Below are 26091 nucleotides of genomic sequence, written 5' to 3'. Positions count from 1 at the left end.
TACAAAATGAATGTATTTTCATACAGGATTGCCCTTTTATTTTGATTGGAGCAAACAAAATTTCTTTTAAGACAAGCAAAATTTTAGTTAAGAACTAATTTTAAAAAGTAAATAAAAGCTTAAAAAGAGAGAAATCATGAAAAAGAAACAGACATTTCCCGAACAAAAACAAACTCTTCCTGGCAATGAATACTTGATGACACCTGAGCCAGAAATTATAAGAGAGAATTATGTTGGAAGCGGAAAATTACTTGGAAAAACTGCTTTTATTACTGGAGGCGACAGCGGTATTGGCCGAAGTGTTGCGGTTCATTTTGCAAGAGAAGGCGCAAATGTCGCAATTGTCTACTTAAAAGAAGACAAAGATGCTCTAGAAACAAAAGCGATGGTTGAAAAAGAAGGCCGAGAGTGCCTCTTAATTAGTGGTGATTTAAAAGATGAAAAATTTTGTCGCACTGCCATAAAAAAATGCTACACGACTTTTAAAAATATTAATATTCTGGTAAATAACGCAGCTGTACATTTTCCGCAAAATGAATTCGAAAACATTACAAATGCTCAGCTTCACAAAACTTTTGAAACTAATATTTATCCTTTTTTTTATGTTACTAAAGCTGCTCTTGCTTTTTTAAAAGAAGGTGATGTTATTATCAATACGACTTCTGTAACTGCTTTTCGCGGAAGCGAACACTTAGCCGATTATGCCAGTACAAAAGGCGCAATTGTGAGTTTTACTCGTTCGCTTTCGAGTATGCTCGCTAAGAAAAAAATTCGTGTAAATGGTGTTGCTCCTGGCCCAATTTGGACTCCATTAATCGTAGCAAGTTTTGATAATTTATCTGAATTTGGAAAAAATAATCCGATGGAACGAGCCGGACAGCCATCTGAAGTTGCGCCTGCTTATGTTTTTCTGGCTTCTCAAGATAGCAGTTATATTACTGGGCAGTTCATTCATGTAAATGGCGGAGAATTGGTGGGATAGGAAAGTTTCTAAGATACTAAGATTCTGAGATGCTAAGATTGTAAGTTTTTCTTTTTGTAATCTATGCAATGAGTCTGATAACAAAACCAACGAATATCTTAGAAACTTAGCATCTTAGAAACTCAGAACCTAAAAAAAAAATAAAAAATGAATTATATAGACATCATCGGACTTTTTGCTGGAGCGTGTATTACATTATCTACGATTCCGCAAATTATAAAGATTTGGAAAACAAAGAAAGTAAAAGAAATTTCGCTTCGCATGTTCTGCATTTTAACGTTCGGAATTGCAATGTGGATTGTATATGGGATTCTAAAAAAAGATCTTCCCATTATTCTAACCAATAGTATTTCTTTTATTCTAAATCTTATTATGGTTTATTTCATTATCTACTATGAAAAAGAATAAGCAAAAAAAAACAGCCTGATCAAAGCTGTTTTTTTGTAGATAAAGATATGGTATGCTTACTAGCTAGCTAATTTTTGATCAAATGGTTTTAATTCCAATTGGTATTTTCGAGGTTGTAAGTTTCGTTTTAAAAACTGTACTGGCGCTGTAATTGCGGTTAGTTTCATATGAGATAGTTTTTTAATCTCACTTATTTGTTTTACTGCAAAGTTCAAAATAGGCTCAAACGGAGTAAAATAATTATAACTATGTTGCGCTATCTCTAGTTCTAAAACTTCTCTGAGAATACTTTTCATTAATAAGTAACGAACTGTTCCTCTATTTGGAATTCTTTTAAGTTCCTGAAATTTCTCTCCAATTTTATGATTTTCGTCGCCTATATAAATATAATTTCCAGAATTGCTTGTAAATATTTTTTTCACTTGAGAAACAAAATCAGTTTCTTTATTTTCGATTGTTGTTGGCATTCCAATTATTGAAAATTGAATCTGCTGATGGCTTTGAAAATACAATACACTATTAATCATAGAAGAATTACTCATAATACCCGATTGTTTTTTTTTAAGACAATTAGTAGCTCCATCGGCACCAAAACTATGCAAAACATTTCCTTTCTCGCAATAAGCAAAAAACACAGGCGAAAACGGATTAGATTCGATGCTTAAACTAATTTCTTGATTGAAAGTTAAATCAAAACTGAGGTAAGTCATTTCTTTTTCAAAACGAACTCCAGAAATGCTCCCTTTTGCCCATTTTGATTTAAATGTTAATCTATATTCATTAGCATTGACTTTTAAGCTTCCGCCAAAACTCTCTTTCAAATTATTAAAAACAGCATCAAAGCTTCCAGTATTTAAGTAAAGTTTTTTCATAATAGGGTTTTGATTTAGTAAAGTGGTTAGTAACTATTTACGTACAAAAACTAACCTTGGTTTTTAACTTAATTTCTATATTCCAAAGTTCGTTTATATTGCCAATCAATTCCTTATACAATTTTGGTGAGATATTTCATAATTATTATTTTAAGGTTCTGAGATTCTAAGATGCTAAGGTTCTCATGCTTCAAAAAATAAAGAGCAAAAAAACTTAGTAACTTAGAAACTTTAGAAAAAAAGCAAACTAAAAAACTAAGCTTCTACCTTTCCCACTTTTCATAAATAATAAGAAAAAAAACTTAGCATCTTAGAACCTCAGTAACTTAGAAACTTTAAAAAAAAAGCAACCTAAAAAACTAAGCTTCTACCTTTCCCACTTTTCATAAACAGTAAGAAAAAAAACTTAGCATCTTAGAACCTCAGTAGCTTAGAAACTTAAAAAAAAGCAACCTAAAAAACTAAGCTTCTACCTTTCCCACTTTTCATAAACAGTAAGAAAAAAACTTAGAAGCTTAGAACCTCAGTAACTTAGAAACTTTAAAAAAAAAAAGCAGCTGCCTCAAATAAATTTGAAACAACTGCTCATCAGCAAAATAAAAATACTAATCTATTTTTATTCTTTTTATGTTAATTCGTTTATGTCTGAATTTTTGGAATAATTGGCTTTCGGAATGTCTTTAAAAAATTCGGCTTCTTCCAAATCTGCCATTGGACCATATCCTAGCAAATGAGTTCCTTTTCCGCCATCTTTTGTTTCTATTACATATAAAATAGACATGTCATCGGGATCACTCATACCTTCATAACGATGATGTGCCACAATAAAAACATCTTCTGGTTTATAGGCAACTTTACTTTCTGAATCTATCAGACGATCACTTTCAAATAAATAATTTACCGTGTAGCCTTCATCTTGATATCTCTTTATATTATCGGTTTCGTGTTTTGAATCTTCCCTTTTCATTGCTTTTTATTTTTAACTGTTATTCAAATTTCCGCATAGAAAAGAGATAAAATTAACTCTAACGATTTTAATCTTGCCTCATTCAAAAATCGCATTTCTGCGAATATTTATTTTCACTAATTTTAATAACGCTTAATTAAAAAAACAAAAAATACCACATTTTGTGCCAATGAAAATGAGCTCACTGGCAAGACAATAAAAACAAATTTTAATGAATAATAACAACTATGATTTTTTAGCAAATGGCGGAGAAATGGGTAAACTTACCCGTACTAAAGATTGGAGCAATACAACTGTTGGACCAGTAGAATCATGGCCTCAAAGTCTTCGCACTACTTTAGGAATTCTTCTAAACTCTAAATTTCCCATGTTTTTGTTTTGGGGACCAGATCATATTTGCTTTTATAATGATGCTTATCGCCCAAGTTTAGGAAATAATGGCAAACATCCTTCTATTCTTGGAGAAAAAGGTGCTGATTACTGGTCTGAAATCTGGGATTTTATAAAACCTTTAATCGATCAGGTACTACAAAAAGGTGAAGCCACTTGGCACGAAGACCAATTACTGCCAATTTATAGAAATGGCAAAATGGAAGATGTTTACTGGACCTTTAGCTATAGTCCTGTAAACGACGAAAACGGAAAAACAAATGGTGTTTTGGTTATTTGCAATGAAACGACTAAACAAGTTATTACTCGCAAAAAACTCGAAGAAAGCGAAAGACGTTTTAGAAATACTGTTAAACAATTGCCACTCGGAATTTGTATTTTAAAAGGAGCCGATCTAATTGTCGAAATGGCCAATGCAACATATCTTCATATCATTGATAGAGAAGAAAACGCAATTTTAAATAAACCTATTTTTGATTCTGTTCCCGAAACCCGAGAAACAACATATCCTATTCTAAAAAATGTTTTCGAAACAGGAGAACCTTATTATGCAGATGAATTTGCTGTAACCTTAAATCGTTACAACAAACAAGAATTAGCTTATTTTAATCTTGTTTTTTATCCTGTAAAAGAAGACAACAACATTACTGGAGTTACCGTTGTCGCTTATGAAGTTACTGAAGAAGTTAAAACTAGATATTTACTAGCCGAAAGAGAAAAAGCCTTTCGTGGCATTGTTATGGATTCGCCAATTGCAATGGCGATTTTTAGAGGCAACGATTTAACAATCGAAATGGCTAATAAAAGTATGATGCATAATATTTGGCAAAAAGAAGAAAAGGATTGTATTGGAATACCTTTATTGAAAGTTTTCCCGGAGTTAGAAAATCAAAAATATCCCGAATTATTGCATGATATTCTTGCAAGCGGAAAAACAATTCGCGAAAATGAAGCGATTGCCTATGTTGATATTAAAGGCAAACTGAAAAAATTCTACCTTGACTACGAGTATACACCGCTCTACGAAAAAAATGAAAAGGTTACGGGCATTATGTGTACTGTAAACGATGTTACTTCTAAAGTAAAATCAAGAAAAAAAGTTGAAACTGCAGAAGCAAGAGTACGTTTAGCTGCTGAAATTGCCGAAATTGCCATGTGGGATTTGAATCTTAAAACCAAGGAACTAATCTACAGCGATACCATTCTAGATATTTTTGGATTTGAAAAAGATAAAAAAATTGTACATCAAGACATTCGAAGCCGTATTCTTCCAGAAGATGAACATATTGTTTTAGACGCTTTTGCGGAAGCATTAAAAACGGGAATTTATAAATATGAAGCTCGAATTTTAAAACTAGACAATTCGATTGCATGGATTAAAGTACACGGAAAAATCTTTTTTGACGAAAATAAAGAACCATCTAAAATGCTAGGAACTGTAATGGATTTTACTGCCGAAAAAGAAAGTCAGCAGGTTTTGATGAAAAGCGAAAAAAAATTCAGACTCCTAGCCGACTCTATGCCACAACTTATCTGGACAAGCGACACTTTGGGAAATCTAAATTATTTTAATCAAACAATATATAATTATTCTGGATTGTCGAAGGAAGAAATTGAAAAAAATGGCTGGCTTCAAATTGTACATCCAGACGATCGCGAGGAGAATGTAAAACTCTGGATGGAGTCTGTAAAAACAGGACATGATTTTCTATTTATTCACCGTTTTAAACGTTACGATGGCGAATACAGATGGCAACTCAGCCGTGCAATTGCACAACTAGACGAATTTGGAAAAGTGCAAATGTGGGTTGGAACTAGTACTGATATTGAAGAACAGAAAAACTTTACCAATCAGCTTGAAGATCAAATCATACAACGTACCACACAACTGGAACTCAAAAACAGAGATTTGGTTAATATGAATATCGAACTGCAGTCATTTGCTTATATCTCAAGCCATGATTTACAGGAACCTTTGCGAAAAATTCAGACTTTTGCCAGTCGATTGACCGATTTGGACGAGCAGAATATGTCGGCGAGTGCCAAAACTTATTTAAGCAGAATTGAGTTTTCGGCAAAAAAAATGCAGAATCTCATTCAGGATTTATTAACCTATTCCCGCGCCAATTCTGCCGATCGTGTTTTTACATTAGTCAAAATAGACGAAATTGCAGAAGAAGTAATAAGTGATTTTTCTGATCGAATTGAAGAAAAAAATGCTACTGTAGAATATCATGATTTAGGAGAAGCTACTCTTATTCAGTTTCAGTTTAGACAGCTGTTGCATAATTTGGTAGAAAATGCTTTAAAGTTTTCTCTTCCTGGTGTAGCTCCAAAAGTAACGATTTCGGTTACAAAAGTTGATGGAAAATCACTTCCAAATGCTGAATTTAAAGACAAAATATACCATCATCTTCAAGTGAAAGATAACGGAATTGGTTTTGAATTGATTTATAAAGAAAAAATATTTGAGGTTTTTCAGCGCTTAAATACTGAAAGCGAATATAAAGGAACCGGAATTGGTCTTGCCATCGTGAAAAAAATCGTCGAAAACCACAAAGGCTTCATCACAGTTTCTAGCGAAAAAGGTAAAGGCTCTACTTTTAATATTTACTTTCCAGATTTATCCGAAATTAATATTTAAACACAAAATTAGATTGGGTCGGAATAAATTTTTTCCAATCAATCTGCATTGCATGTTCTATAGATTTTATAATGTCGTTCATTAAAACTGGCTTTGTAATAAAGCAGTTTGCGCCAAGACTACGGCATTTTTCAATAATGCCAGGTTCACTTGAAGTAGAATAAATTACAACTGGAACATCTTTTTTACAATCTGACTTTCGAAGTTCTTCTAAAACATCAAATCCGTTTTTTCCAGGCATATTTAAATCCAAGAAGACTACGTATGGCGTAACTGGCAGATCAGAAATAGCGTTTAAGAAATGTTGTCCTCCAGAGTACGTTTGAAGTTTAATATTCTGGGGGATAGACTCTACTGCATCAGCAAAAATACACAAATCATCTTCGTCGTCATCGGTATAGAATATAGTAAAATCTGTCATTGTGTCTTTTGGCTTAGAAATTTAAATCTCAAATATAATGTAATTTTATGTAACAAAGAGATCTTGAACTAATTTCTTACAAAACGCAGCAAATTGAAATCTCATAATTTCTAAGTTTAATTATATAAGCTGTAAAAGGGTAAAAAGAACCAACTTTACTTTCAAGTACAAGTAAAACTTTATTTGTCAAGCAATTAATTATAAAATATAACTTAAAAATATAATGTTATGGGCGATCATAAAGACCTTACAGATGAATTTGCAGTAGATAAAATAAAAGATCTTGCTGCACATATAAAAACGTGCATGTTTTGCACATATAACGAATACAGAATTCAATCTCGACCAATGTCTGTTCAGAAAATTGACGACTTGGGACAGCTATGGTTCTTATCTGACAGAAATAGCGGTCAGAATGCCGAAATTACTTTAAATCCGATGGTCGAAATTTTCTTTGCAGAACCTCACGATAAGTTTTTAACGCTTCATGGAACAGCCAGTATTTCGTACGACCGAGAAACTATTGAGGAATTATGGAATCCCGCAGTAAAAATCTGGATGCCGGGCGGTGTAGACGATCCGAATTTGAGTGTTATAAAATTTGTTCCTGAAGATGGTTATTATTGGAACAACAAAAACGGAAAAATGGTTGCTATTGCTAAGATGACCGCTGCATTAGTAACGGGAAAAACAATGGATGACGGAATTGAAGGAAGTTTGAAATTGTAGTTTTCTCTTTAACCGCAAAGTACACAAAGGTTTACACAAGGCATGCAAAAGAAAAATAATCTTAGCGAACTTTGCGTAAACCTTTGTGTACTTTGCGGTTAAACAACATTTCTAGAATAAAATTAAACACTCATTCTTTTCAATTCTAAAGCATTTAAAATACCTGCTTCGCTTGCTGTGTTATTAAAATAGACAAATCCTTTCTTAGATTGAATCTTATGGTTTATCTGCTGTAATTCTTTTGTAGAATAGCTAGAATGAAACAATCTCGGAATTCCATGAAAACGAATGTAAAGCATTGGAAAATCTTTAAAAATAGTCTGAGGAAGATTGGGATGGCTAACACTACAGAATGTAATATTATTTGCTTTAAATGCATTCCAAACCTCATCATTCCACCAGCTTTCATGACGAAATTCTACTACATTTTTAAAATCGTAGTTTAAAATTCCTAGTATTGCTCCTAGTTTTTCTTTGCTAAAGGCGTAACTCGGCGGAAACTGAAATAAAATAGCTCCAAGTTTATCATTCATTCCTTCTTTACAAATATTATAAAAATCGTTTAAACGGCTTTCGCAGTCTATCAGTTTTTTGATATGAGTAATTTCTTTTGGCACTTTGATCGAAAAGATAAAAAAGTCGGGCGTTTTGTTGTGCCAATTTTGAAAAATGCGAACGGTCGGAAATTTATAAAAACTGCCATTAAATTCATAAGTGTCAAAATGTTGGCAATAAAATTCAAACCATTTTTTAGAGGGAAGATTTTGAGGATAAAAAACAGTTTTCCAAAAACTGTTGTAAAAGCTGGAACAACCTATTTTTACTTGATTTTTCATATATATAATTGTTGGCAGTTAGGGCAGAAAAAACTTCTGCGTTTTCGTTCTCCAGTCTGTTTTTTTTGAAATGGCAGATTACATCTTAAACAAACACTTTTAGTATAGGCTTCCCAATGTTTCTTGAGTTCAAACTTCTTCTTCCAATACAAAAATTCGAAGCTGTAAGTGGAACATTCGCCAATAATCTGACTTTTTACATGAGGAGGAATTTTTTCTACAATCGATTCGGGATGAACATAACAGCGATATAAAACTTCATTTTTTATGATGTTCCCCACTCCAGAAAAAATATCTTGATCCAGAATCACATCGCAAATCATTTTTTCGGGCATTTTCTCAATACTCATCTGTGCTTTCTTCGGATTCCAATTTTCATTCATTACATCAACACTCCAATCGTAATACGAATTAATGTCACCTTCTAGAATTTTAATCGAACAAGTATAAAAATTAAGTTCTCCATTATCAAAGACTAAACTTAATCTGGGTTTAGATACCTTACGTTCGTTTATTCGGTAGGTTCCAAACATCAACAGATGAATTTTTACAGTAAAAGAATCAAAACAAATTAAAAAATGTTTTCCCCAGGTTTTAAAAGCAAGCACAGTTTTATTGTCTAGACGAGAAATATCTGCATCAGTATTCCCAGAAACAGAAATCACTTTCTGTCCTGTAAACTGTTTCGTTTCTTCTTTTAAGATTACTATAGACGGACCTTCGGGCATATATATTATTTTTATTTAACTAAAAAATGCAGTTCGAAAACTGCACTTTCATTCATTTTTGAAGCTTTATTCAATTTCGGCAGCTTCGAGATTTATAGCATTTACAGCAACTTGTGTAAGCATTTTATCTGCTCCTTTTTCTTCATCAAGCGTTTGCTCCAATAAAGTAGCGGCTTCTGGCAGACCTAACGTTTCTGCAAATTGTCTTAAAGTACCGTAAGTGGCAATTTCATAATGCTCAATTTTCTGACTCGCTGCAATAATTGCGGCATCTCGCACTACTCCAATTTCGGTTTCTTCCAACATTCCTTTGGCTTCTTCAATCAAACCTTCCATCGCGTCGCATTTTTTGGCTGTTGCTTTTTTACCAACAATTTCAAATACTTTTTCCAAACGAGTAATTTGCTCTTCCGTTTCAGTTAAATGATTATCAAGTGCATCTTTTAATTCAACAGAAGAAGCATTTTTCACCATTGTCGGCAAGGCTTTTGTCAATGCTTTCTCTGCCCAATAAATGTCTTTTAGACCATCTTCAAACAATTCTGTAAGTCCCGATGCGGCGTTCGACTTGGGCTTTGTTACTCCTCTTGGAATCGTTTCTTTTGCAGTAGCTGCTGTTTTATTATCTGTAGTTTTCATGGTATTATTTTTAATGATTAATAGGATTATAAAATTACTGCCTGTGTTTTGAGAGAGGTTATAAAATTTTAAATTAAAATTCCATTCTAAACACCTGTTAATTATACAATTACACTTTGTGATTCTATAATAGATTCGCATCTCTTCATGGTAGCTTTGTAAGTACTAATTATAAAAACTAGATGTCATGAACACTATCAATAATAAAAACAGAATTAATCGAGATTTGAATGAGCATATCTCAAGCGACAGAAATTTGAGCGAAGATCTTAAAGCTGATATCAAAAAACCTGATAACGATAACCGCGAAATTGCAGAAAGAGGTTATACGGTACGAAATGGTCATAATCCGAATAAACCTAATCCTGATCAAGATGATTATATCAACGATGATGATTTGGACGATTTAAATGACGATTTTCATACCGACAGAGATCTTGAAGACAATAACGATGATATTTATGAAGTTGAATTGGAAGATGAAAATGACGAATTCGATAATCCTTCAGATTTAAAAGAAGATGAATTTGACTTCAACGAAACTGAAGATGTTTTGGAAGATATTGACGATGAAGATTTTGATGATGATAATGAAGACGATTATGTTGAAGAAGATATTGATGAACACGAAAATGATTATATCGAAGATGATGTTCAAGAAGACAAGGATGATGAAAAATATTCAGAAAATGATCCACGCAAATTCTAATATCTCATTCTACGAAAAAGAAAAAACCGTCTCGTAAATAACGAGACGGTTTTTTTGAGCATAAAATTTAACTACTTAATCTCCAATAATCTTCAATACTGGAATATCGTCCATACGCGCCAAGCGTTCTGCTAATCCTGCTCTGGCTTCGTTAAGTTCTTGTTCGGCTTTGCCCAATTCTATATACCATTTTTCTTTTCCAACTGGCGATGTTTCTAATTTTCGAACAATTTCGTAGATTTCTCCCTCTGCTTCCATCACTTTCAGTCTTTTATAATAAGTCAAACTTTCTGTCATGTGTGCAAGTGCAATCATAGCAGTTAAAAAAGGGTGATTATTGGTCACATTTACATCTTTTACTCTGCCGTGTTCCAATTCAACTTTTAAGGCAAAAGCAAATTCTTCCATATTAAAAGCTTCATGTTTACTTTTTGGATCCAAATAGGCTTTTATCGCATGCACATTATTCATTGTCGAAAGATCAACATCGGTATGTTTTTTATCATTTAAATCTTTAAAAACAACATTTGCAATAGCTCTTGCCTCTGCAATTGTTGGGTCATTTTTAGGATTTTCAAAATCGCGAACCGACCAATCCCAATCTTTAGGATGAATCGGTTTTATGTATTTTTCGCAAAAATCTACCACATCATTTTTTAGGCTTACCATTTGATCTTCTCTTTTAATGTAAACATCCTGATAAGCACCACTTTTTGTTCCCATGACTTGCTTTTTTTAATGAAACCACAAACGACACATCTACTAAGTGAAATGTGCCGTTTTTGATTTGTTTGTATTTACTGATATTTCTTCTATACTCTTGTTGATCTTCCGCTGATTAAAGAAATAACGAAAAGAACTAAAAATATAAAGAATAAAATTTTAGCTATACTAGCAGCTCCAGCGGCAATTCCGCCGAAACCAAATATTCCCGCCACTATGGCTAGAATAATAAAAGTGACTGTCCAACGTAACATAATAATAGTTTTTTAGTTAATAAAGATTTTGTTTGCATTTCAAACTTTAAGCTTTTGGAGAGATGCAGTAACTCTTTTATGAACATGGCGTTTCTAAATTGATTTCGTAATTCTGAATCAATTCAGAAAACGCTATTTCTGATTTTGTAAAATATTTTCGAGTGCTTCGGCTTTTCTTTGCCAAATCGAAATATTTCTGAATAGAACCGTCTTCGTAAGTGGAAATCAAAAGCGGGTGAACGTAATAATCTTTGCATACTTTTCTTGTATTTCCAAGAGCTTCAGCTGTTAAATCAAAAGCAGTTATGATATTCTGTTTGATTTCTTTTTCTTCTGAAGTGATTCCCATTTCCATTAAACTTTCAAAGAAAATAATTGATGCAGCCCAAGTTCTAAAGTCTTTCGCGCTGAAATATTCTCCCGAAATATTGTGCAGATATTCGTTTACAGCATGGCTATCCAAAACTTTTCTTTCGCCATTTTTATCGTAATATTTAAAAACTTCGTAACCTGGAATTTCTTCGCAACGGCTTACCAATTTTACCAACTTTTTATTGCGGGTTGTAATGGTATGAAGTTTTCCTTTTTTACCAATAAATTCAAATCTGAGTGAATTTTTATTGATGTTAATATGTCGTTTTCTAAGAGTCGAAAGTCCGTAAGATTTGTTGTCTTTTGCATATTTCTCATTTCCGATTCGAATATGCGTCTCTTCCATTAATCGGATTACCAAAGCGATAACTTTTTCTTTAGACCATTCTTTCTTTTCCAAATCAGTATCGACTTGTTTTCTTATGGATGGAAGTTTAGCTCCAAATTCAGCTATTTTATAAAACTTTGTTTGGTTTCTAATCAGATTCCATTTTGGATGATAACGATATTGTTTTCTGTTTTTTAGATCTGTTCCAACAGCCTGTAAATGACCATTTGTAACACCTGTGATGCGAACATTTTCCCATGCAGGCGGAAGAACCAAACTATTAATTCGTTTAATTTCGTTTTTGCTCTTCACCTCTTTTCCATTCTTTTTATAAACGAAATTCTCTCCTTCACGGCAGCGCACAATTGTCAATTGCTTATCATTAATGTATTCTAAATCCAGTTTTTCGATCACTAGATGTGGCGCTTTTATTAGCTGATTCATTAAATTTTCTTTTCTCGCCGCATTCATGATATTCAAATTTTTATCACAGAAACAATACTGTATTAAAGTTTAATTATTTCTTAAAGAATCGATTAGTTTCTCTTTATTCATGTAAGATCTTCCTTTTATTCCCACTTTACTGGCTTGTTTCAAAAGTTCTTCTTTAGTCCATTCGTCATAAGGCTTTGCTTTTCCGCCTTTCTTTCCCGCATCTGGCGTGTTGGCAATACGTGCCGATTTCTCTTTGCTGTATCCTTTTTTTACCAATGCTTCATATTGCGCTTCATTCTTAATTCTTGGATTTGGCATGACTTTAAATTTTAAAGGTTTAAATTCTAAAAATCTGATAAGTCAAAGTTCTTTAAAAAGTAAGGTGTTTCTGTTATAGAATTTTGGTTCGAAATTTCATCATTGTAGCGTGGGAATTGTGAAAGTGGAAATGTAAATTTTTGTTTTTTGTGAAATGTAAAATGTTAGGTGCAAAAAAAATCCCAACTCTTTTGGAGTTGGGATTTTTCAAGTTACATTTCATTAACCTAACAAACCATAGAAGTAAACTTCATAATTTGTTTTTCTAATTTTTATTATTTCAAATATCTTAAAATATAGATTTGTTATGTTGGAATTAATTACCAATTTCCCTTGCAAGATATTGACACTGTTTGAAAGAATAGAATGAATTTCAACTTCATTAAATTCTATATCACATTTTTCAGCATTTTCGATAATTCTTTTTTCCAATTCAAGAATATCAAAATCTTCGATTATTTCTACGTTTTCTTTTGCTAAAATGTAAAATTTGTTTGTATTAATATCCACACTCTTATCATGCTCTTGTATAAACTTCATAAGATAGATTACTGTTTCAAAATACAATTTTTTATTTTCCACATTTGAAACATAATCTGAAAAACTGGTTTTAATAATTCTCTCTGTTCGAATTTTATTACCTACAAGATCAACTTTAAAGTTATAGGTTCTCTTCACTCCAAACTCTTCATTTTGTATGTCGAAAGTAATATCTTCTGATTCAAATTTAATATCATTATCAGTAACTTGTTCTTCATATTCTACCTCTTCTACCTCTTCTACTTCGTCGTCGTCTTCATCCTGAATTATTACCCTTTTAATACCAACGAAAAACGTTTTAATTCCTACTGTAAATAAAAATCCTGACAACGCATATTTAAATAAAAGTTCAGAAGCTACAGACAAAGCATTATTATCGCCTGATTTACCAAACAATTTATAGGAATATATTCCTAATCCAGTAATAAATACCCCTAGTAAAGCCTGTGCTATTGGATTTTCTTTTTTATTTCCCATAAATTTAAATTGTAGGTTTACAGGAACAAATATTAAATTATATTCCGATTAATCCTTACGGGAAAGCGTATTGTTCGATAGAATTTTGTCTAATTTTTAGGAAAATCTAATCGCATTTTATCTTCTTATAATCTTGTGTTTTATCATCATATTCCATACAAGTCCTTTTTATTAAAATCATTTTATTGTTAACGACTTTATATTCTGCTCTTTGAATGCTTCTTCCTGCACAACATTGATTGTGTTCGTAAATTCTTTTAGCTGTACTATCAAATTCTAAAGAAGTGCCGCTAAAGCTACTCTCAAAATATTTTCCTGTTTTTGGATTATACAAAAAGTATATTCTCGAAGTATTTGGTCCTGCATAACTAGATTCAAAAACAGAAAAATCTTCAAATCCGTCAAAATTATAATCACCAATATCTATGTTATCCAATCCCCAAAGCTGGCATTCTACATCGACTTTCTGAATTAATTTATCGGTCTTTTTTTCTATGATTTTCACGCCCGAAACCTTTGAATAAAAACTGCCTTTTTCTTTAGAAATAACCAATTTAAAATATTTGTCTCTAAAAGAAACAGGTTGCAAAATTTCTATTTCTGTCCATTCTACATCATTTCCATGCTTAACATCAAACTCTTTGGTCAAACTAATTTTCAGTTCTTTTCCCGAATTTAAATCTCTCCAAACTCCATTTAGCTGCTCGCTTTCTTGGTCGTAATTTTCAAAAGTTAGTTTTGCTGTTTCTTTATCATTTTTATCTTTTTCAGTAAAAACTAAAGTTTTCCCGGTAAGCTTAGCGTTTAAAACTATTGGAGTATCATAATTGGAATATGCATAAATTGCAGATCCTTGTCCATCAGAAAAATAAACTTCAGACACAAACTCGATTGGATATTTACCAATGAAACCTTTGTAATTGATTTGGGCTGATAGAGAAGCTATCGCTAAAAGAAATAGGAGTGTAATTTTTTGCTTCATTATCGAATATTTACTCAGTAATAATATACAAACATACATTTCTAATTATAAAAAAAGCATCCAAATCCTATAACAATTTTTAAGAATCCTGTAAGGTATTCCTTTAACTTCTCAATAATTTTACATTATAACATTAAACTATTAAAATCATGAAAAAGTTATTATTAGCCGGAAAAGCCATTTTAGGAGCAGGACTTATCATTATATTCCTTCAATCTTGTAAAAACGAAACCAAGCAGGAAGATCCAAAAGAAGTTGCTGAAGATGCAAACGAAGCAAAATTTGATTCTATTGACAGCAAAGAAGATGACTCTGAATTTTTAGTAGATCAAGCCGAAATTAATTTAGCTGAAATAGAAATTGGTAAACTGGCTCAAACAAAAAGTACTAACGCCGAAGTGAAAAAATTTGGTAAAATGCTTGTCGATGAGCACACTAAATCGGCTTCTGAAGTAAGTGCTTTAGCAAAAACAAAAAACTTTACTCTGCCAACTTCTTTAACTGAAGAAGGTCAAGAAGAATACAATAAACTAAACGAAAAATCTGGTGTTGATTTTGATAAAAAATTTGCCGACATGATGATTGACGGTCACGAAAAAGCTATCAAAAAACTAGAAAAAGCCGCAAAAGACGCTAACGATCAAGAAGTAAGAACTTGGGCTTCTAACAATATTGCAAGTTTAACAGCGCATTTACAACACGCTAAAATGCTAAAACAAAACCTAGATAAAAAGTAAAATAATTAAGAGGCTAAGATTCTAAGGTTCTGAGATTCTAAGTATAATGTATCTAAGAACCTCAAATCTTTGCTAAAAAACCCCTCAAGAGTTGAATTGCTTGAGGGGTTGTTTTTTTTTTAGATGCTAAGATTCTAAGGTTCTGAGATTCTGAGTTTTTCTTTGCATTAAAATCTTAGCAACTTAGAATCTCAGAACCTTAGCATCTTATTTACCCGCTATCTTCTGTAGATGTTCTGGGTATCTTGAGCCTTCAATTTTAATTTTTGAAGCAGCATTTTCGATTTCTGATAAATCTTGTGCTGAAAGTTTTAGATCTACAGCGCCAAGATTTTCTTCTAAACGATGTAGTTTAGTAGTTCCAGGAATTGGTGCAATCCAAGGTTTTTGAGCCAAAATCCATGCAAGAGCTACTTGTGCGTTTGTTGCTCCTTTATCTGCGGCAATTTTAGACAATAAATCAACCAACGCCTGATTTACTTTTCTTGCTTCTGGTGTAAAACGAGGCAAAGTGTTTCTAAAATCAGTGCTATCAAATTGCGTATTTTCGTCAATTTTAGCAGTTAAAAAACCTCTTCCTAACGGACTAAAAGGCACGAAACCAATTCCTAATTCTTCTAATACTGGAAAAATTTCTTCTTCTGGAGTTCTCCACCAAAGTGAGTATTCGCTCTGAAGTGCAGTAACAGGCTGAACTGCGTGCGCACGACGAATGCTTTCTACGCCCGCTTCTGAAAGTCCAAAATGTTTTACTTTTCCTTCTTGAATTAAATCTTTTATCGTTCCTGCAACGTCTTCCATAGGCACATTCGGGTCTACACGATGCTGATAATACAAATCGATTACATCTGTATTTAATCTTTTCAGTGAACCTTCGATGCTTTTTCTAATCCACTCTGGACGGCTGTCTAATCCTTTTTTAGAATCGCCTTCCAAAAATCCGAATTTTGTAGCAATTACAATTTTATCACGAAAAGGCGCTAAAGCCTCTCCCAATAATTCTTCGTTTAAAAATGGTCCGTAACATTCAGCTGTATCAAAAAAGGTGATTCCTTTTTCATAAGCCGAACGTAACAAACTTATCATTTCTTTTTTATCGTGAGCTGGTCCATAACCAAAACTCATTCCCATGCAGCCAAGTCCTAATGCTGAGACTTCTAAGCTGCTATTTCCTAGTTTACGTGTATGCATGTTTTTAAAGTTTCTAAGTTACTGAGATACTAAGGTTCTAAGTTTTTTTACTTTGAGCTGAATCCCAGCGTCTTGGATTATTAATTTCTAAAATAGCCAAAATTCTAGACACAAAAGAAAAACTTAGCATCTAAGAATCTTAGCAACTTAGCATCTTATTTAAGAGACGCCATATCAATAACAAAACGATATTTGATATCGCCTTTTAATAATCTTTCGTAAGCGTCATTTACATCATTTACGCCAATTACTTCTACGTCTGCCGTAATGTTGTGTTCTGCACAGAAGTCAAGCATTTCTTGAGTTTCTGCAATTCCGCCAATTGCTGAACCTGCAAAACTTCTTCTTCCTAAAATCAGACTGAAAGAAGTTACAGGAAGAGGATCCATTGGTGCTCCAACAAGTGTCAATGTTCCGTCTACTTTCAGTAAATTTAAATACGAATCAATATTATGCTCTGCAGAAACACAGTCTAAAATAAAGTTCATACTTTTTGCATGTTTTGCCATTTGCTCTGGATCTGTAGACAAGATAACTTCATCTGCACCAAGGCGTTTCGCATCTTCGAATTTAGACATTGAAGTGGTTAAAACTACTACATGAGCTCCCATAGCTTTTGCCAATTTGATTCCCATATGTCCTAAACCACCAATTCCTACGATTCCAACTTTTTGTCCAGGACCAACTTTCCAGTGTTTTAACGGAGAATACGTTGTAATTCCTGCACATAATAGTGGCGCAACAGCCGAAAGTTCTAATTTATCTGAAATATGCAATACGAAGTTTTCATCAACAACAATACTTTGAGAATAACCTCCAAAAGTTTGTCCTCCTAAATGTTCGTCGGGAGAATTGAATGTCAAGATGCTTCCTGGATCACAATATTGCTCTAAACCTTCTTTACATTGCTCACATTCTCTACAAGAATCTACCATACAGCCTACTCCTGCTAATTGACCAACTTTGAAACCTTTTACATGTTCTCCAACTTTAGTAACACGGCCTACAATCTCATGTCCCGGAACAATCGGATAAATAGTGCCATGCCATTCATTTCTAGCCGAATGCAAATCAGAATGACAGATTCCGCAATACAAAATTTCGATTTCTACGTCATGCGCCTGTACAGCTCTTCTTTTAATATCTAAGGTTTTTAATGGTGCTTCGGCAGCTTCTGTACCAAACGCTTTAATGCTTTTTGTTTCCATAATTTTTTTATTTGTTGTTATTGTTTTTTGTTTTAGGTCTAAAACTGTTGAGAAATCGCAATAGAAATCTGGCTGATTTATATTGATTTACAAATAGTTATATAAATTTCGATTATTTTAACCTAATCAAAAAATAAAATCTGTTATAAATCAGTAAAATCTGCGTAAAACTAAAAGTTCTTAAAATTTTAAAATCTCAGAAGCTTAGAATCTTAGTGTCTTAGCATCTTTCAAAAGAATAATATTCCTCATCAGTAACACTGTCAAGCCATGTTCCTGAACCTTTGTCTACTTCTGTAACAATGGTAATATGAGAATACTTTGTTTTTGGAGTTGCTCCGTACCAGTGTTCTACTCCAGGTAAAACTGTGATTACTTTTCCTTTTTCGATAAGATTAATTTGTCCGCCACGTTCTTGGTAATATCCCATTCCATCGGTTACAATGATTAATTGCAGACTTGCATTACTGTGCCAATTACTTCTTGCTCCGGGTTCAAAAGAAATATCTTTAATTACAGTATTTTCAGGATGAATTTCGCTTGTCTGCTTTTTATATGACACTTCGCCTGTCATATAAGTATTTGGAATTTTACCTTCTTCGATTACAGCAGTGAAATGTGTCGACATAATTTCGTTGTTTTTAGGTTAATAATTAATTTTAAATTCTTATAAGCTTATTTGAATGAAATAATCAGTACATCGAATCTCATTTCAGAAAGAGATTTTAATTTTAATTAATACTTTAAAAATTTATATTTTTCTATTATCAAAATTTAAAACTAAATGCAAAGCGGAGCATGCTTTTGTGAAGTGTTATTTAGTCATTAAAAAAACTGATACAAAGATTCGTTGTTTATTTCAGGGCAAATGTAGAACAATACTACAATGCTGAAATAACAATATTCAAACAAAAAATTAAGAAATTGAAACAATTTACATTCGAAGCGATTTTGGAACCGTTCCTGTAAGTCTTTTAAAATAATTATTGAAATAACTCGGATACTCAAATCCAAGCGAATACCCAATATCCGAAATACTCCAGTCTGTATGCTGCAGCAAAGCTTTTGCTTCATTGATGACTCTTTCGGTAATATGGGCTGTAGTCGGTTTTCCTGTAATTTCTTTTACAGAACGATTTAAATGATTTACATGCACAGAAAGGCTTTGTGCATAATCTTGAGGCGTTTTTAAAGCTAAAGGCTGGTTTTTAGTCTCAATTGGAAACTGTCTTTCCAGCAATTCTAAAAATAAAGAAGTAATTCTTGAAGAGGCGTTTTTATGTTTGAAAAAACTCTCTGAAGGCTGCATTTTCATTGATTCATGAATAATCAAATTGACATAACTGCGCATTAAATCGTCTTTGAAAGCATAATCGGTTTCGTATTCTTCGATCATTTTTTGAAATAACGAATCGATAAACACTTTTTGTTCAGGAGTTAAAGTAAAGATCGGTGTTCCTCCTATTTTAAATAGAGGCGATTCTTGAAGAGTTTCTGAACGGTCTTTTGTTTTAAAAAATTCCTCAGTAAAAACGCAGGCATAACCTTCAAATTTCTCAGAAACCGTTTCCCAAGAATATGGAATAATCGGATTGCCGAAAAACAGAATCGTCCCGTCTGTTTCTATTCCGCGGTCAGCATACTGTATAATGCTTTTACTAGTGTTGATGCAGATTTTATAAAAGTCTCTTCGGCTGTAAACGGGAACTTTACTAAAATCTCCATTTATAGGATACACTTTAAATCCCTTCATTTTTAAATCTGAAGTAAAATCGCAATTCTGAGTTTCTGTCTGATTATTCATTTTGCAAAGTTATGAAAATCAAACATTATTCTTTTGTTAATTTTTTGTTTCAGGTTTAAAGTTTTAGGTTTTCGGGTTTAACCGCAAAGAGCGCGAAGAATTACGCAATCCCGATAGCTATCGGGAGCAAAGTTTTTAGTTTTGAGAAAGAAATAGCTCGCAAAGTCGCTCAGACGCAAAATTCTTTTTGAATTGCCTCCCGCTTTAGCTGGAGGTTTAAAAGAGACAAGCATAGAAAAGGCTTTAGCCAAACCAAGAACTGTTTGGCTAAAGCCCTGATAACATTACAATCATTTCACATCCAGCTAAAGCTGGATGCAATTCATTTATAACTATTTTAAAAAGAGCCTTTGCGTCTTAGCAACTTTGCTAAATTTTATTTTTTAGCGTCCTTTGCGCAAATCTTAGCGTGCCTTGCGGTTAAAAAAACTAATTATTTAAACTCGCTGATCGCAATCCTTTTCCAGAAGCAGATAAAACAACTTCCTTCACATTTTCATCTTTCTGAATTATGATTTGAGCATAACCATTAAAAAGCTTTCTTTTCCAAGATTCCGCTGGTGTTATTACTTGAATAATTCCTGGATCCGTATTCATAACATCCCAGTCTTTTACTTTCTGTAATGGTGTCGCTGCAATGTGAATCGTGTTTTTGCCTTCTTTTAAAATAGATGCATTTAGAATATATTTTTGCAAATCTTCTTTGTTTGATTCTACTTTATTTCCATTTACAAAAACTACCGTTTCTACTCCTATTTTTTTATAAAAGAAACTTACCACATTTGAAACTGAATTACTTTTCAAATCAAATTCTCCTTTATAAATATAGGATGGTGCTTGTTTTTTATAATCTCGATCTTTAAAAGCTTCTGTCCATTCTTTCTCTAAATAACTTGGCAATTGCTGGGGCAAAGTTGCATTTGCTTCTTCTCTTTCCTTAAAATTATTTATAGCAACCAAGCTAATGTCATCAATAAACTGATCGCTTTCTAATGAAGTTGGATCGCCATTTCCAACTCCTAAAATTTTTCCGCCTTTTATCGAAAATGTGATTTCGTCATTTGCAGTTGGAACATGCAAACCATTTTTATCAGTCGTTTCAACCGTTACAACAGAAAAATTTCCTTTTAAAACATTTTCTTTATCTAATGACAATTTGATGTTTTCTGCTTTTCCCGTTGTTTTTTGAACTTCAGAAAGTACTTTTTTACCGTCTTTATATCCAACAGCTTCCAAATTTCCGGGAGTATAATTTACTTTCCATTCTAAATGGCTGTTTTGTTCCATTTTCTTTTTTCCTAAGCTCTTTTTGTTTAGAAAAAGCTCTACTTCATCGCAATTCGAATACGCCCAAACATCAATTTCTTTGCCTTCCATTCCGCTCCAATTCCAATGCGGAAGCAAGTGCAGAACTGGTTCTTTTCCCCACCATGATTTTAAGTAAAAAACATTATCTTTCGGGAAACCGCAAACATCCATCATCCCAAAATAAGAAGTTACAGATGGCCAACCATAAGGCGTTGGTTCTCCGCGATAATCAAAACCTGTCCAAATAAACATTCCTGCCAAATAAGGTCTTTCTGCATAGAATTTCCAACCTTCTTCTATACTGTAAAAAGTTGGTCTTGGTTTTTTATCATAAGCACTTTGATAATGTTTGGCATCGTCTGTAAAGTAAATTCCTCGTGTTGCAAAAGTCGAACCTTCTTCGGTTCCCATTCCTGGCTGTTGCTTAAACTGACTTCTGTGTGCATCAATATCTCCGTTTCCTAAATAATTATACCCCATAATTTCAACCACAGAAGAAATTCCGCTTTTAAATCCGCTGCTGATTCCAACTGTGACAGGTCTTGTCGGATCAATGCTTTTGCTGAAATCCTGCATGATATTGGTAATTCTTTCACCAGTAATTCCTCCCTCGATCTGCCATTCTTCATTTCCAACCGACCAACAGAAAATACTTGGATGATTGCGATCTCGTTCCATCATTCGTTGTAAATCATTTAAATGATAATCGTTTATTCCCATTAAACGGGTTTCATCAATAACTAGCATTCCAAGTTTATCGCAAGCATCTAATAATTCTGGCGTTGGCGGATGATGAGAGCAACGATAGGCATTCGAGCCCATTTCTTTCAGTTTAGCGATTCGATAATACTGAATTTCATCAGGAAGTGCTGTTCCAATTCCTGCATGATCCTGATGATTATTAGTCCCTTTCAGTTTTACATGTTTTCCGTTAAGAAAAAAACCATTTTCTGGATCGAATTTTATGGTTCTGATTCCAAATGAAGTTTTATACTCATCAATTACTTTTCCTTCGCTTTTTATTTCTGTAATTAAATGATATAAATTAGGTGAATCAATATCCCATAAAAGCGGATTTTTGACATTCAATTTTGATGAATATGTTTTTGATTTGTAAAACTCTGGAGCCGAAACATTTTCAGAATTCGTTGCTACTTGCTTTCCTGAAGCATTTAAAATAGTTTGACTTATTTCTACATTTCCTTTATAATGGCCTTTATTTTCCAATTTAACTTCTGCATTAACTAAAGCATTATCATTTGAAATTTCTGAAGTTACATAGGTTCCATTTTGTGCCACATGAAGCGGATTTGTTTTTTGCAAATAAACATGCCTGTAAATCCCTGCTCCCTCATAAAACCAGCCCTCTTCCATCGAAGCATCAACTCGAACAACAACTGTATTTTCTCCGCCATAATTAATGTAAGCCGTTACATCATATTCAAAACCATTATAACCGCTTTCTTCGGTTCCTAAATAAAATCCGTTAAAAAATACTTTTGAATTTCTAAAAACGCCATCAAATTTTAGAGAAATAATTTTCCCCAAATCTTCATTCGAAATGGTTATTTTCTTTCTATACCAACCAATACTTTTTTCAGGATAGTTTTTTCCTGCTGCTTTAAATCCGTGACTAAAACTTGCGCTTTCGTTAAAAGGCTGTTCAACTGCCCAATCGTGTGGCAAATCCAGTTTTCTCCAAGCTCTATCATCAAAATCTTTTGCGGCAGGTCCGTCGGCAAATCCAGTTTTGGTCAAATACAAAAAATAACCTTCTGCGTGACCAAAATCTTTTTTTGTGTCATATAAATGACCGAGCGAAAAGCGCCAATCTTTATCAATCAGAATAAGATCTCTGTCCGATTTGCGCTGTGCAAAAACAGGAATTGAAAATAGAATTAAGAAATAAAGAATAGTTCTCAAGAAAAAATTGGTTTTCATAGGTTTGGTTGTTAGTAAAATCAAGTAGCGATAAAAATAAAGCTTTTAACAAAGAAAGATTAATAGTATTTTATCAAAACATGATAACTCATTCATAACAAATACTTATAAAGCGGTTTCTAAAATTTAGAATGAATCTAATGGCTTCAGATTCAAAAATGATTTTCTTTTGATGTAATTTTATATTAAAATCATAAAAAGCAATTATACGATGAGTACTATTATCAACGAAAATAGACTACAAAGTACTTTTAAAAGCCTTGATCATAAGATTAACAAACTTAATGATCAGAAGATTACCGCTTTTTTTGAATCTTTAGGATTGTTAGAAAGAAAAGACGTTCCGAAAGACTTTTTGAATTGGGAAAACATTCTAATCGTTGTTCCAAATCGACATGTTTCGCACGAACTGAAATACTATAAATATACGATTTCACGAATTTCATTTTTAACAAATCCTTACGCAGATCAAATTCATATTTTTGATCTCAAAGATTGGAAAAGCGCATCGGGAAACAAAACGCAGTTTCAGATTAGAGAAATGCTGAAAACTAGTTTTGGAGGTGTAAAGAAAGTGATTAAAGAGTCTTAGAGAAAATTAAAAATTAAAAGTCTGGCCTTATTGGCTGGACTTTTGTTTTTTTTAACCGCAAAGGACGCAAAGGTTTACGCAAGGTTCGCAAAGTTTTTTAAATTCTTAGCATACTTAACATAAACCTTTGCGTCCTTTGCAGTTAAGACAATCCTACTGCACTTGTAAAAGCTCTTTAATTTTAGCTTCTAACGCCTGTCCGTGAATGTTTTTTGCTAAAATAATTCCGTTCTTATCAATTAAAAAGTTTAATGGAACAGATTGCAACATATAATCGCTAACAACTGGAGATTGCCAGTATTTTAAATCACTAACATTTGTCCAAGGCAACTTCCCTTTTGCGATTGCTCCAGTCCATAATGGCTTTTTCGTATCCATCGAAACTCCGTAAATCGATAATTTATCCGGATAAGCATTATTCAATTTTATTAATAAAGGCTGTTCTTTAATGCAAGGCCCGCACCAAGAAGCCCAAAAGTCAATTAAAACTAAAGTTCCTCTTAAAGAAGAAAGTGCAATTTTTTCTCCTTTTGTATCTGGAAGATCAATTTCTGGTGCAATATTTCCAACATCTACACCTACAACTTGAGCTTTAGAATTGGTGATTACACAGCATAAAAATGCTACAATAAGTAAAGTTTTTTTCATAATGATTAAGTTTTGTTTATTCGGGGTTTGTTTTAATCTCGTAATCAACACACTAGTTTGTCATTTCGACGAAGGAGAAATCTTCACGAGAAGCTCTACAAAGATTAGACATTCGTTGCGGAGTTACTTGCGGAGATTTCTCCTTCGTCGAAATGACATAAAATAAGCATACAAAACTGCATATCTCAACGAGATTATAAAAAACAAATATAAATTTTCTTTATCAAATTCTTCTTCATTCAGCCATCTCAATCATAAAAAAATCTTAAATATTTTTCCTTAAATCCATATATCGGGAAAAGTCGATATATTTGCATCATGGAAACGATAGAAATATTTAAAGCATTATCCAACAAGTCCAGATTACAAATGCTGGAATGGCTAAAAGAGCCCGAAATTAACTTTCCGGGACAGCTAGAACATGCCGGATTTGAGCATGGTGTTTGCGTTGGGCAGATTCAAGCCAAAGCTGGTTTGACACAATCCACAGTATCCGAATACCTGTCTATTTTACAGCGTGCTGGTTTTATTGAAGCCAAGCGTGTTGGACAATGGACTTATTATAAACGTAACGAAGGTGCCTTTGAAGCACTTAGTAAATTAATTCAATCTAATTTGTAAAATTACTATGAGTACAAACAACCTCTTTTCTGAGTTTAACTTAAAGACGTTAAATCTGAAAAACCGAATCGTAATGGCGCCAATGACGCGCTCTTTTTCTCCTAACGGAGTTCCAACTGATGAAGTCGCAGCTTATTACCAAAAAAGAGCTGAAGGTGAAGTTGGTTTAATTTTATCTGAAGGAACTGTTATTGACAGAAAATCTTCTTCTAATGATGCTAATGTTCCTCACTTTTATGGCGATTTGGCTTTAAACGGATGGAAAAAAGTTATTGATGAAGTTCATGCTGCAGGCGGAAAAATGGGACCGCAGATCTGGCATATGGGAATTATGGACAATCACCACTCGGGATGGGTTCCACCGGTTCCTTTTGAAGGTCCGTCTGGATTAAACCGTCCTGATTTTAGAAATGGTGTTGCCATGTCTGAAAAAGATATTGAAGAAACTATTCTTGCTTTTGGTAAAGCAGCTGCTGATGCTAAAAGATTAGGTTTTGACACTGTTGAAATTCACGGTGCACATGGTTATTTAATTGACCAATTCTTTAGAGCTGAAACAAATTTACGTGAAGATATCTATGGAGGAAAAACACTTCCTGAACGTAATCGTTTTGCTATTGAAGTGATAAAAGAAGTGAGAAAGCAAGTTGGAAATGACTTTGCTGTAATTATGCGTTTTTCTCAATTCAAGCCTTCTGATTACAACTATAAATTGGCTAAAAATCCGCAAGAATTAGAAGCTTGGCTTACTCCTCTTGTTGATGCTGGAGTTGATATTATTCATGCTTCGCAACGTCGTTTCTGGGAACCAGAATTCGAAGATTCTGATTTGAATTTTGCAGGATGGGCTAAAAAAGTAACTGGAGCGCCAACTATTACGGTAGGTTCTGTGGGACTTTCTGGCGATTTCTTCGGAGCATTTGCTGGCGAAAGTTCACAACCAACTTCTTTAGACGAATTAAACAGACGTTTTGACAGAGGCGATTTTGATTTGGTTGCCGTGGGAAGACCTCTTTTATCTGATCCAAATTGGGTGGCTAAAATCAAAGCTGGAAAAACTGACGAATTAAAAGGTTTTACTAAAGAGGCCCTAGGTCAATTGGTTTTAGAATAATTTTTTTTGAGGTACTAAGTACTAAGCTACTAAGATTCTTAGGCACTAAGTTTTTTTTGAATACCGTAATTAAAAAATTTATCTTTGCAGTCGATATGAAATTCTTGAACAGCATATTACGCCTTCCTTTTTTCAGCACTTATTATTATGCAATAATATCTGCTTGGATAGGC

27 protein-coding genes are annotated in these 26091 nt (G+C 33.2%); 9 read left to right on the top strand and 18 right to left on the bottom strand.

The genetic code is table 11. The annotated features are described in order from the left end of the window. Positions 1-136 precede the first annotated feature (136 nt). Both AC1Q5Z_RS04110 and AC1Q5Z_RS04105 read left to right on the top strand, forming a co-directional pair. Complete coding sequence (locus AC1Q5Z_RS04110; protein ID WP_492443868.1) at positions 137-982, top strand: SDR family oxidoreductase; 846 nt, start codon at positions 137-139, stop codon at positions 980-982. Positions 983-1129: 147 nt separating this feature from the next. Beyond that, positions 1130-1390 carry a SemiSWEET family sugar transporter gene (locus AC1Q5Z_RS04105; protein WP_278021977.1) on the top strand — a complete coding sequence of 87 codons (261 nt, stop codon included), beginning with the start codon at positions 1130-1132 and terminating at the stop codon, positions 1388-1390. A gap of 59 nt (positions 1391-1449) precedes the next feature. Here the strand turns inward: AC1Q5Z_RS04105 and AC1Q5Z_RS04100 are convergent, their stop codons facing one another. Both AC1Q5Z_RS04100 and AC1Q5Z_RS04095 read right to left on the bottom strand, forming a co-directional pair. Continuing rightward, positions 1450-2262, bottom strand: a complete 813-nt coding sequence (locus tag AC1Q5Z_RS04100) for a hypothetical protein (protein WP_492443867.1) — start codon at positions 2260-2262, stop codon at positions 1450-1452. 625 nt (positions 2263-2887) lie between these two features. Continuing rightward, entirely contained in the window at positions 2888-3229 is a 342-nt protein-coding gene (locus AC1Q5Z_RS04095; protein WP_198856007.1) for a hypothetical protein, read from the bottom strand. A 211-nt stretch (positions 3230-3440) separates the two neighbouring features. On the opposite strand from AC1Q5Z_RS04095, the gene AC1Q5Z_RS04090 reads away from it, so the two are divergent. Further along, positions 3441-6263 carry a PAS domain-containing sensor histidine kinase gene (locus tag AC1Q5Z_RS04090; RefSeq protein ID WP_343585774.1) on the top strand — a complete coding sequence of 941 codons (2823 nt, stop codon included), beginning with the start codon at positions 3441-3443 and terminating at the stop codon, positions 6261-6263. On the opposite strand, the gene AC1Q5Z_RS04085 is transcribed toward AC1Q5Z_RS04090, so the two are convergent. Further along, positions 6253-6684: a response regulator gene (locus tag AC1Q5Z_RS04085; protein ID WP_198856009.1), complete on the bottom strand. Its 432-nt coding sequence runs from the start codon at positions 6682-6684 to the stop codon at positions 6253-6255. The two genes, AC1Q5Z_RS04090 and AC1Q5Z_RS04085, sit on opposite strands and share 11 nt — an antisense overlap. A gap of 228 nt (positions 6685-6912) precedes the next feature. Between AC1Q5Z_RS04085 and AC1Q5Z_RS04080 the strand changes: the two genes are divergently transcribed. Next, positions 6913-7413, top strand: coding sequence for a pyridoxamine 5'-phosphate oxidase family protein (locus AC1Q5Z_RS04080; RefSeq protein WP_198856010.1), 501 nt, complete (start codon positions 6913-6915; stop codon positions 7411-7413). Between the two features lie 122 nt (positions 7414-7535). Here the strand turns inward: AC1Q5Z_RS04080 and AC1Q5Z_RS04075 are convergent, their stop codons facing one another. The 3 genes from AC1Q5Z_RS04075 to AC1Q5Z_RS04065 form a co-directional block, all read right to left on the bottom strand. Continuing rightward, entirely contained in the window at positions 7536-8249 is a 714-nt protein-coding gene (locus AC1Q5Z_RS04075) for a DUF72 domain-containing protein (RefSeq protein ID WP_492443866.1), read from the bottom strand. Beyond that, entirely contained in the window at positions 8246-8977 is a 732-nt protein-coding gene (locus AC1Q5Z_RS04070) for a DNA-formamidopyrimidine glycosylase family protein (RefSeq protein WP_343585769.1), read from the bottom strand. The genes AC1Q5Z_RS04075 and AC1Q5Z_RS04070 overlap by 4 nt, the downstream gene beginning before the upstream one ends. A 66-nt stretch (positions 8978-9043) precedes the next feature. Further along, on the bottom strand, positions 9044-9616 hold the full coding sequence (locus AC1Q5Z_RS04065) for a YciE/YciF ferroxidase family protein (protein WP_345159139.1): 573 nt from the start codon (positions 9614-9616) through the stop codon (positions 9044-9046). A gap of 187 nt (positions 9617-9803) precedes the next feature. On the opposite strand from AC1Q5Z_RS04065, the gene AC1Q5Z_RS04060 reads away from it, so the two are divergent. Beyond that, positions 9804-10325 carry a hypothetical protein gene (locus tag AC1Q5Z_RS04060; RefSeq protein ID WP_492443865.1) on the top strand — a complete coding sequence of 174 codons (522 nt, stop codon included), beginning with the start codon at positions 9804-9806 and terminating at the stop codon, positions 10323-10325. A gap of 75 nt (positions 10326-10400) precedes the next feature. Here the strand turns inward: AC1Q5Z_RS04060 and AC1Q5Z_RS04055 are convergent, their stop codons facing one another. The 6 genes from AC1Q5Z_RS04055 to AC1Q5Z_RS04030 all read right to left on the bottom strand — a co-directional run bounded on the left by AC1Q5Z_RS04055 (position 10401) and on the right by AC1Q5Z_RS04030 (position 14754). After that, entirely contained in the window at positions 10401-11048 is a 648-nt protein-coding gene (locus tag AC1Q5Z_RS04055; protein ID WP_198856015.1) for a DUF5661 family protein, read from the bottom strand. Positions 11049-11137: 89 nt separating this feature from the next. Beyond that, a complete protein-coding gene (locus AC1Q5Z_RS04050; RefSeq protein WP_008463190.1) occupies positions 11138-11302 on the bottom strand; it encodes a DUF1328 domain-containing protein in 165 nt (54 codons plus the stop codon). A 76-nt stretch (positions 11303-11378) separates the two neighbouring features. Beyond that, the gene (locus AC1Q5Z_RS04045) at positions 11379-12473 is read right to left on the bottom strand and encodes a DNA topoisomerase IB (protein WP_198856016.1); all 1095 of its coding nucleotides are present in this window, start codon (positions 12471-12473) and stop codon (positions 11379-11381) included. 42 nt (positions 12474-12515) lie between these two features. Continuing rightward, on the bottom strand, positions 12516-12755 hold the full coding sequence (locus AC1Q5Z_RS04040) for a DUF7218 family protein (RefSeq protein WP_198856017.1): 240 nt from the start codon (positions 12753-12755) through the stop codon (positions 12516-12518). A gap of 222 nt (positions 12756-12977) precedes the next feature. Beyond that, a complete protein-coding gene (locus AC1Q5Z_RS04035; protein ID WP_492443864.1) occupies positions 12978-13772 on the bottom strand; it encodes a hypothetical protein in 795 nt (264 codons plus the stop codon). A gap of 106 nt (positions 13773-13878) precedes the next feature. Further along, the gene (locus AC1Q5Z_RS04030) at positions 13879-14754 is read right to left on the bottom strand and encodes an XAC2610-related protein (protein WP_343585756.1); all 876 of its coding nucleotides are present in this window, start codon (positions 14752-14754) and stop codon (positions 13879-13881) included. A gap of 149 nt (positions 14755-14903) precedes the next feature. On the opposite strand from AC1Q5Z_RS04030, the gene AC1Q5Z_RS04025 reads away from it, so the two are divergent. Then, the gene (locus tag AC1Q5Z_RS04025; protein WP_343585752.1) at positions 14904-15491 is read left to right on the top strand and encodes a DUF4142 domain-containing protein; all 588 of its coding nucleotides are present in this window, start codon (positions 14904-14906) and stop codon (positions 15489-15491) included. Between the two features lie 207 nt (positions 15492-15698). Here AC1Q5Z_RS04025 and AC1Q5Z_RS04020 read toward each other — a convergent pair whose 3' ends face one another. From AC1Q5Z_RS04020 to galA, 5 genes are all read right to left on the bottom strand, one after another. Next, positions 15699-16682, bottom strand: coding sequence for an aldo/keto reductase (locus AC1Q5Z_RS04020; protein ID WP_198856023.1), 984 nt, complete (start codon positions 16680-16682; stop codon positions 15699-15701). A 155-nt stretch (positions 16683-16837) separates the two neighbouring features. Further along, entirely contained in the window at positions 16838-17890 is a 1053-nt protein-coding gene (locus tag AC1Q5Z_RS04015) for an NAD(P)-dependent alcohol dehydrogenase (RefSeq protein WP_198856024.1), read from the bottom strand. 220 nt (positions 17891-18110) lie between these two features. Continuing rightward, positions 18111-18518, bottom strand: a complete 408-nt coding sequence (locus AC1Q5Z_RS04010) for a cupin domain-containing protein (RefSeq protein WP_278021989.1) — start codon at positions 18516-18518, stop codon at positions 18111-18113. Between the two features lie 306 nt (positions 18519-18824). Beyond that, positions 18825-19694, bottom strand: a complete 870-nt coding sequence (locus tag AC1Q5Z_RS04005; RefSeq protein ID WP_198856026.1) for a helix-turn-helix domain-containing protein — start codon at positions 19692-19694, stop codon at positions 18825-18827. Positions 19695-20123: 429 nt separating this feature from the next. Beyond that, positions 20124-22943: a beta-galactosidase GalA gene (galA, locus tag AC1Q5Z_RS04000; protein WP_492443863.1), complete on the bottom strand. Its 2820-nt coding sequence runs from the start codon at positions 22941-22943 to the stop codon at positions 20124-20126. 211 nt (positions 22944-23154) lie between these two features. Between galA and AC1Q5Z_RS03995 the strand changes: the two genes are divergently transcribed. Beyond that, positions 23155-23535, top strand: coding sequence for a hypothetical protein (locus AC1Q5Z_RS03995; protein WP_198856028.1), 381 nt, complete (start codon positions 23155-23157; stop codon positions 23533-23535). A 153-nt stretch (positions 23536-23688) separates the two neighbouring features. On the opposite strand, the gene AC1Q5Z_RS03990 is transcribed toward AC1Q5Z_RS03995, so the two are convergent. Next, positions 23689-24183, bottom strand: a complete 495-nt coding sequence (locus AC1Q5Z_RS03990) for a TlpA family protein disulfide reductase (RefSeq protein WP_492443862.1) — start codon at positions 24181-24183, stop codon at positions 23689-23691. Between the two features lie 318 nt (positions 24184-24501). On the opposite strand from AC1Q5Z_RS03990, the gene AC1Q5Z_RS03985 reads away from it, so the two are divergent. After that, positions 24502-24804 carry an ArsR/SmtB family transcription factor gene (locus AC1Q5Z_RS03985; protein WP_091496855.1) on the top strand — a complete coding sequence of 101 codons (303 nt, stop codon included), beginning with the start codon at positions 24502-24504 and terminating at the stop codon, positions 24802-24804. Between the two features lie 7 nt (positions 24805-24811). Next, positions 24812-25918 carry an NADH:flavin oxidoreductase gene (locus tag AC1Q5Z_RS03980; RefSeq protein ID WP_198856030.1) on the top strand — a complete coding sequence of 369 codons (1107 nt, stop codon included), beginning with the start codon at positions 24812-24814 and terminating at the stop codon, positions 25916-25918. Positions 25919-26091 lie beyond the last annotated feature (173 nt).

It is taken from the genome of Flavobacterium sp. GW823-FHT06G12, assembly GCF_058794775.1.
Note: the sequence above shows the minus strand (reverse complement) of the source record. Positions and strands in the feature narration are given on the sequence as shown.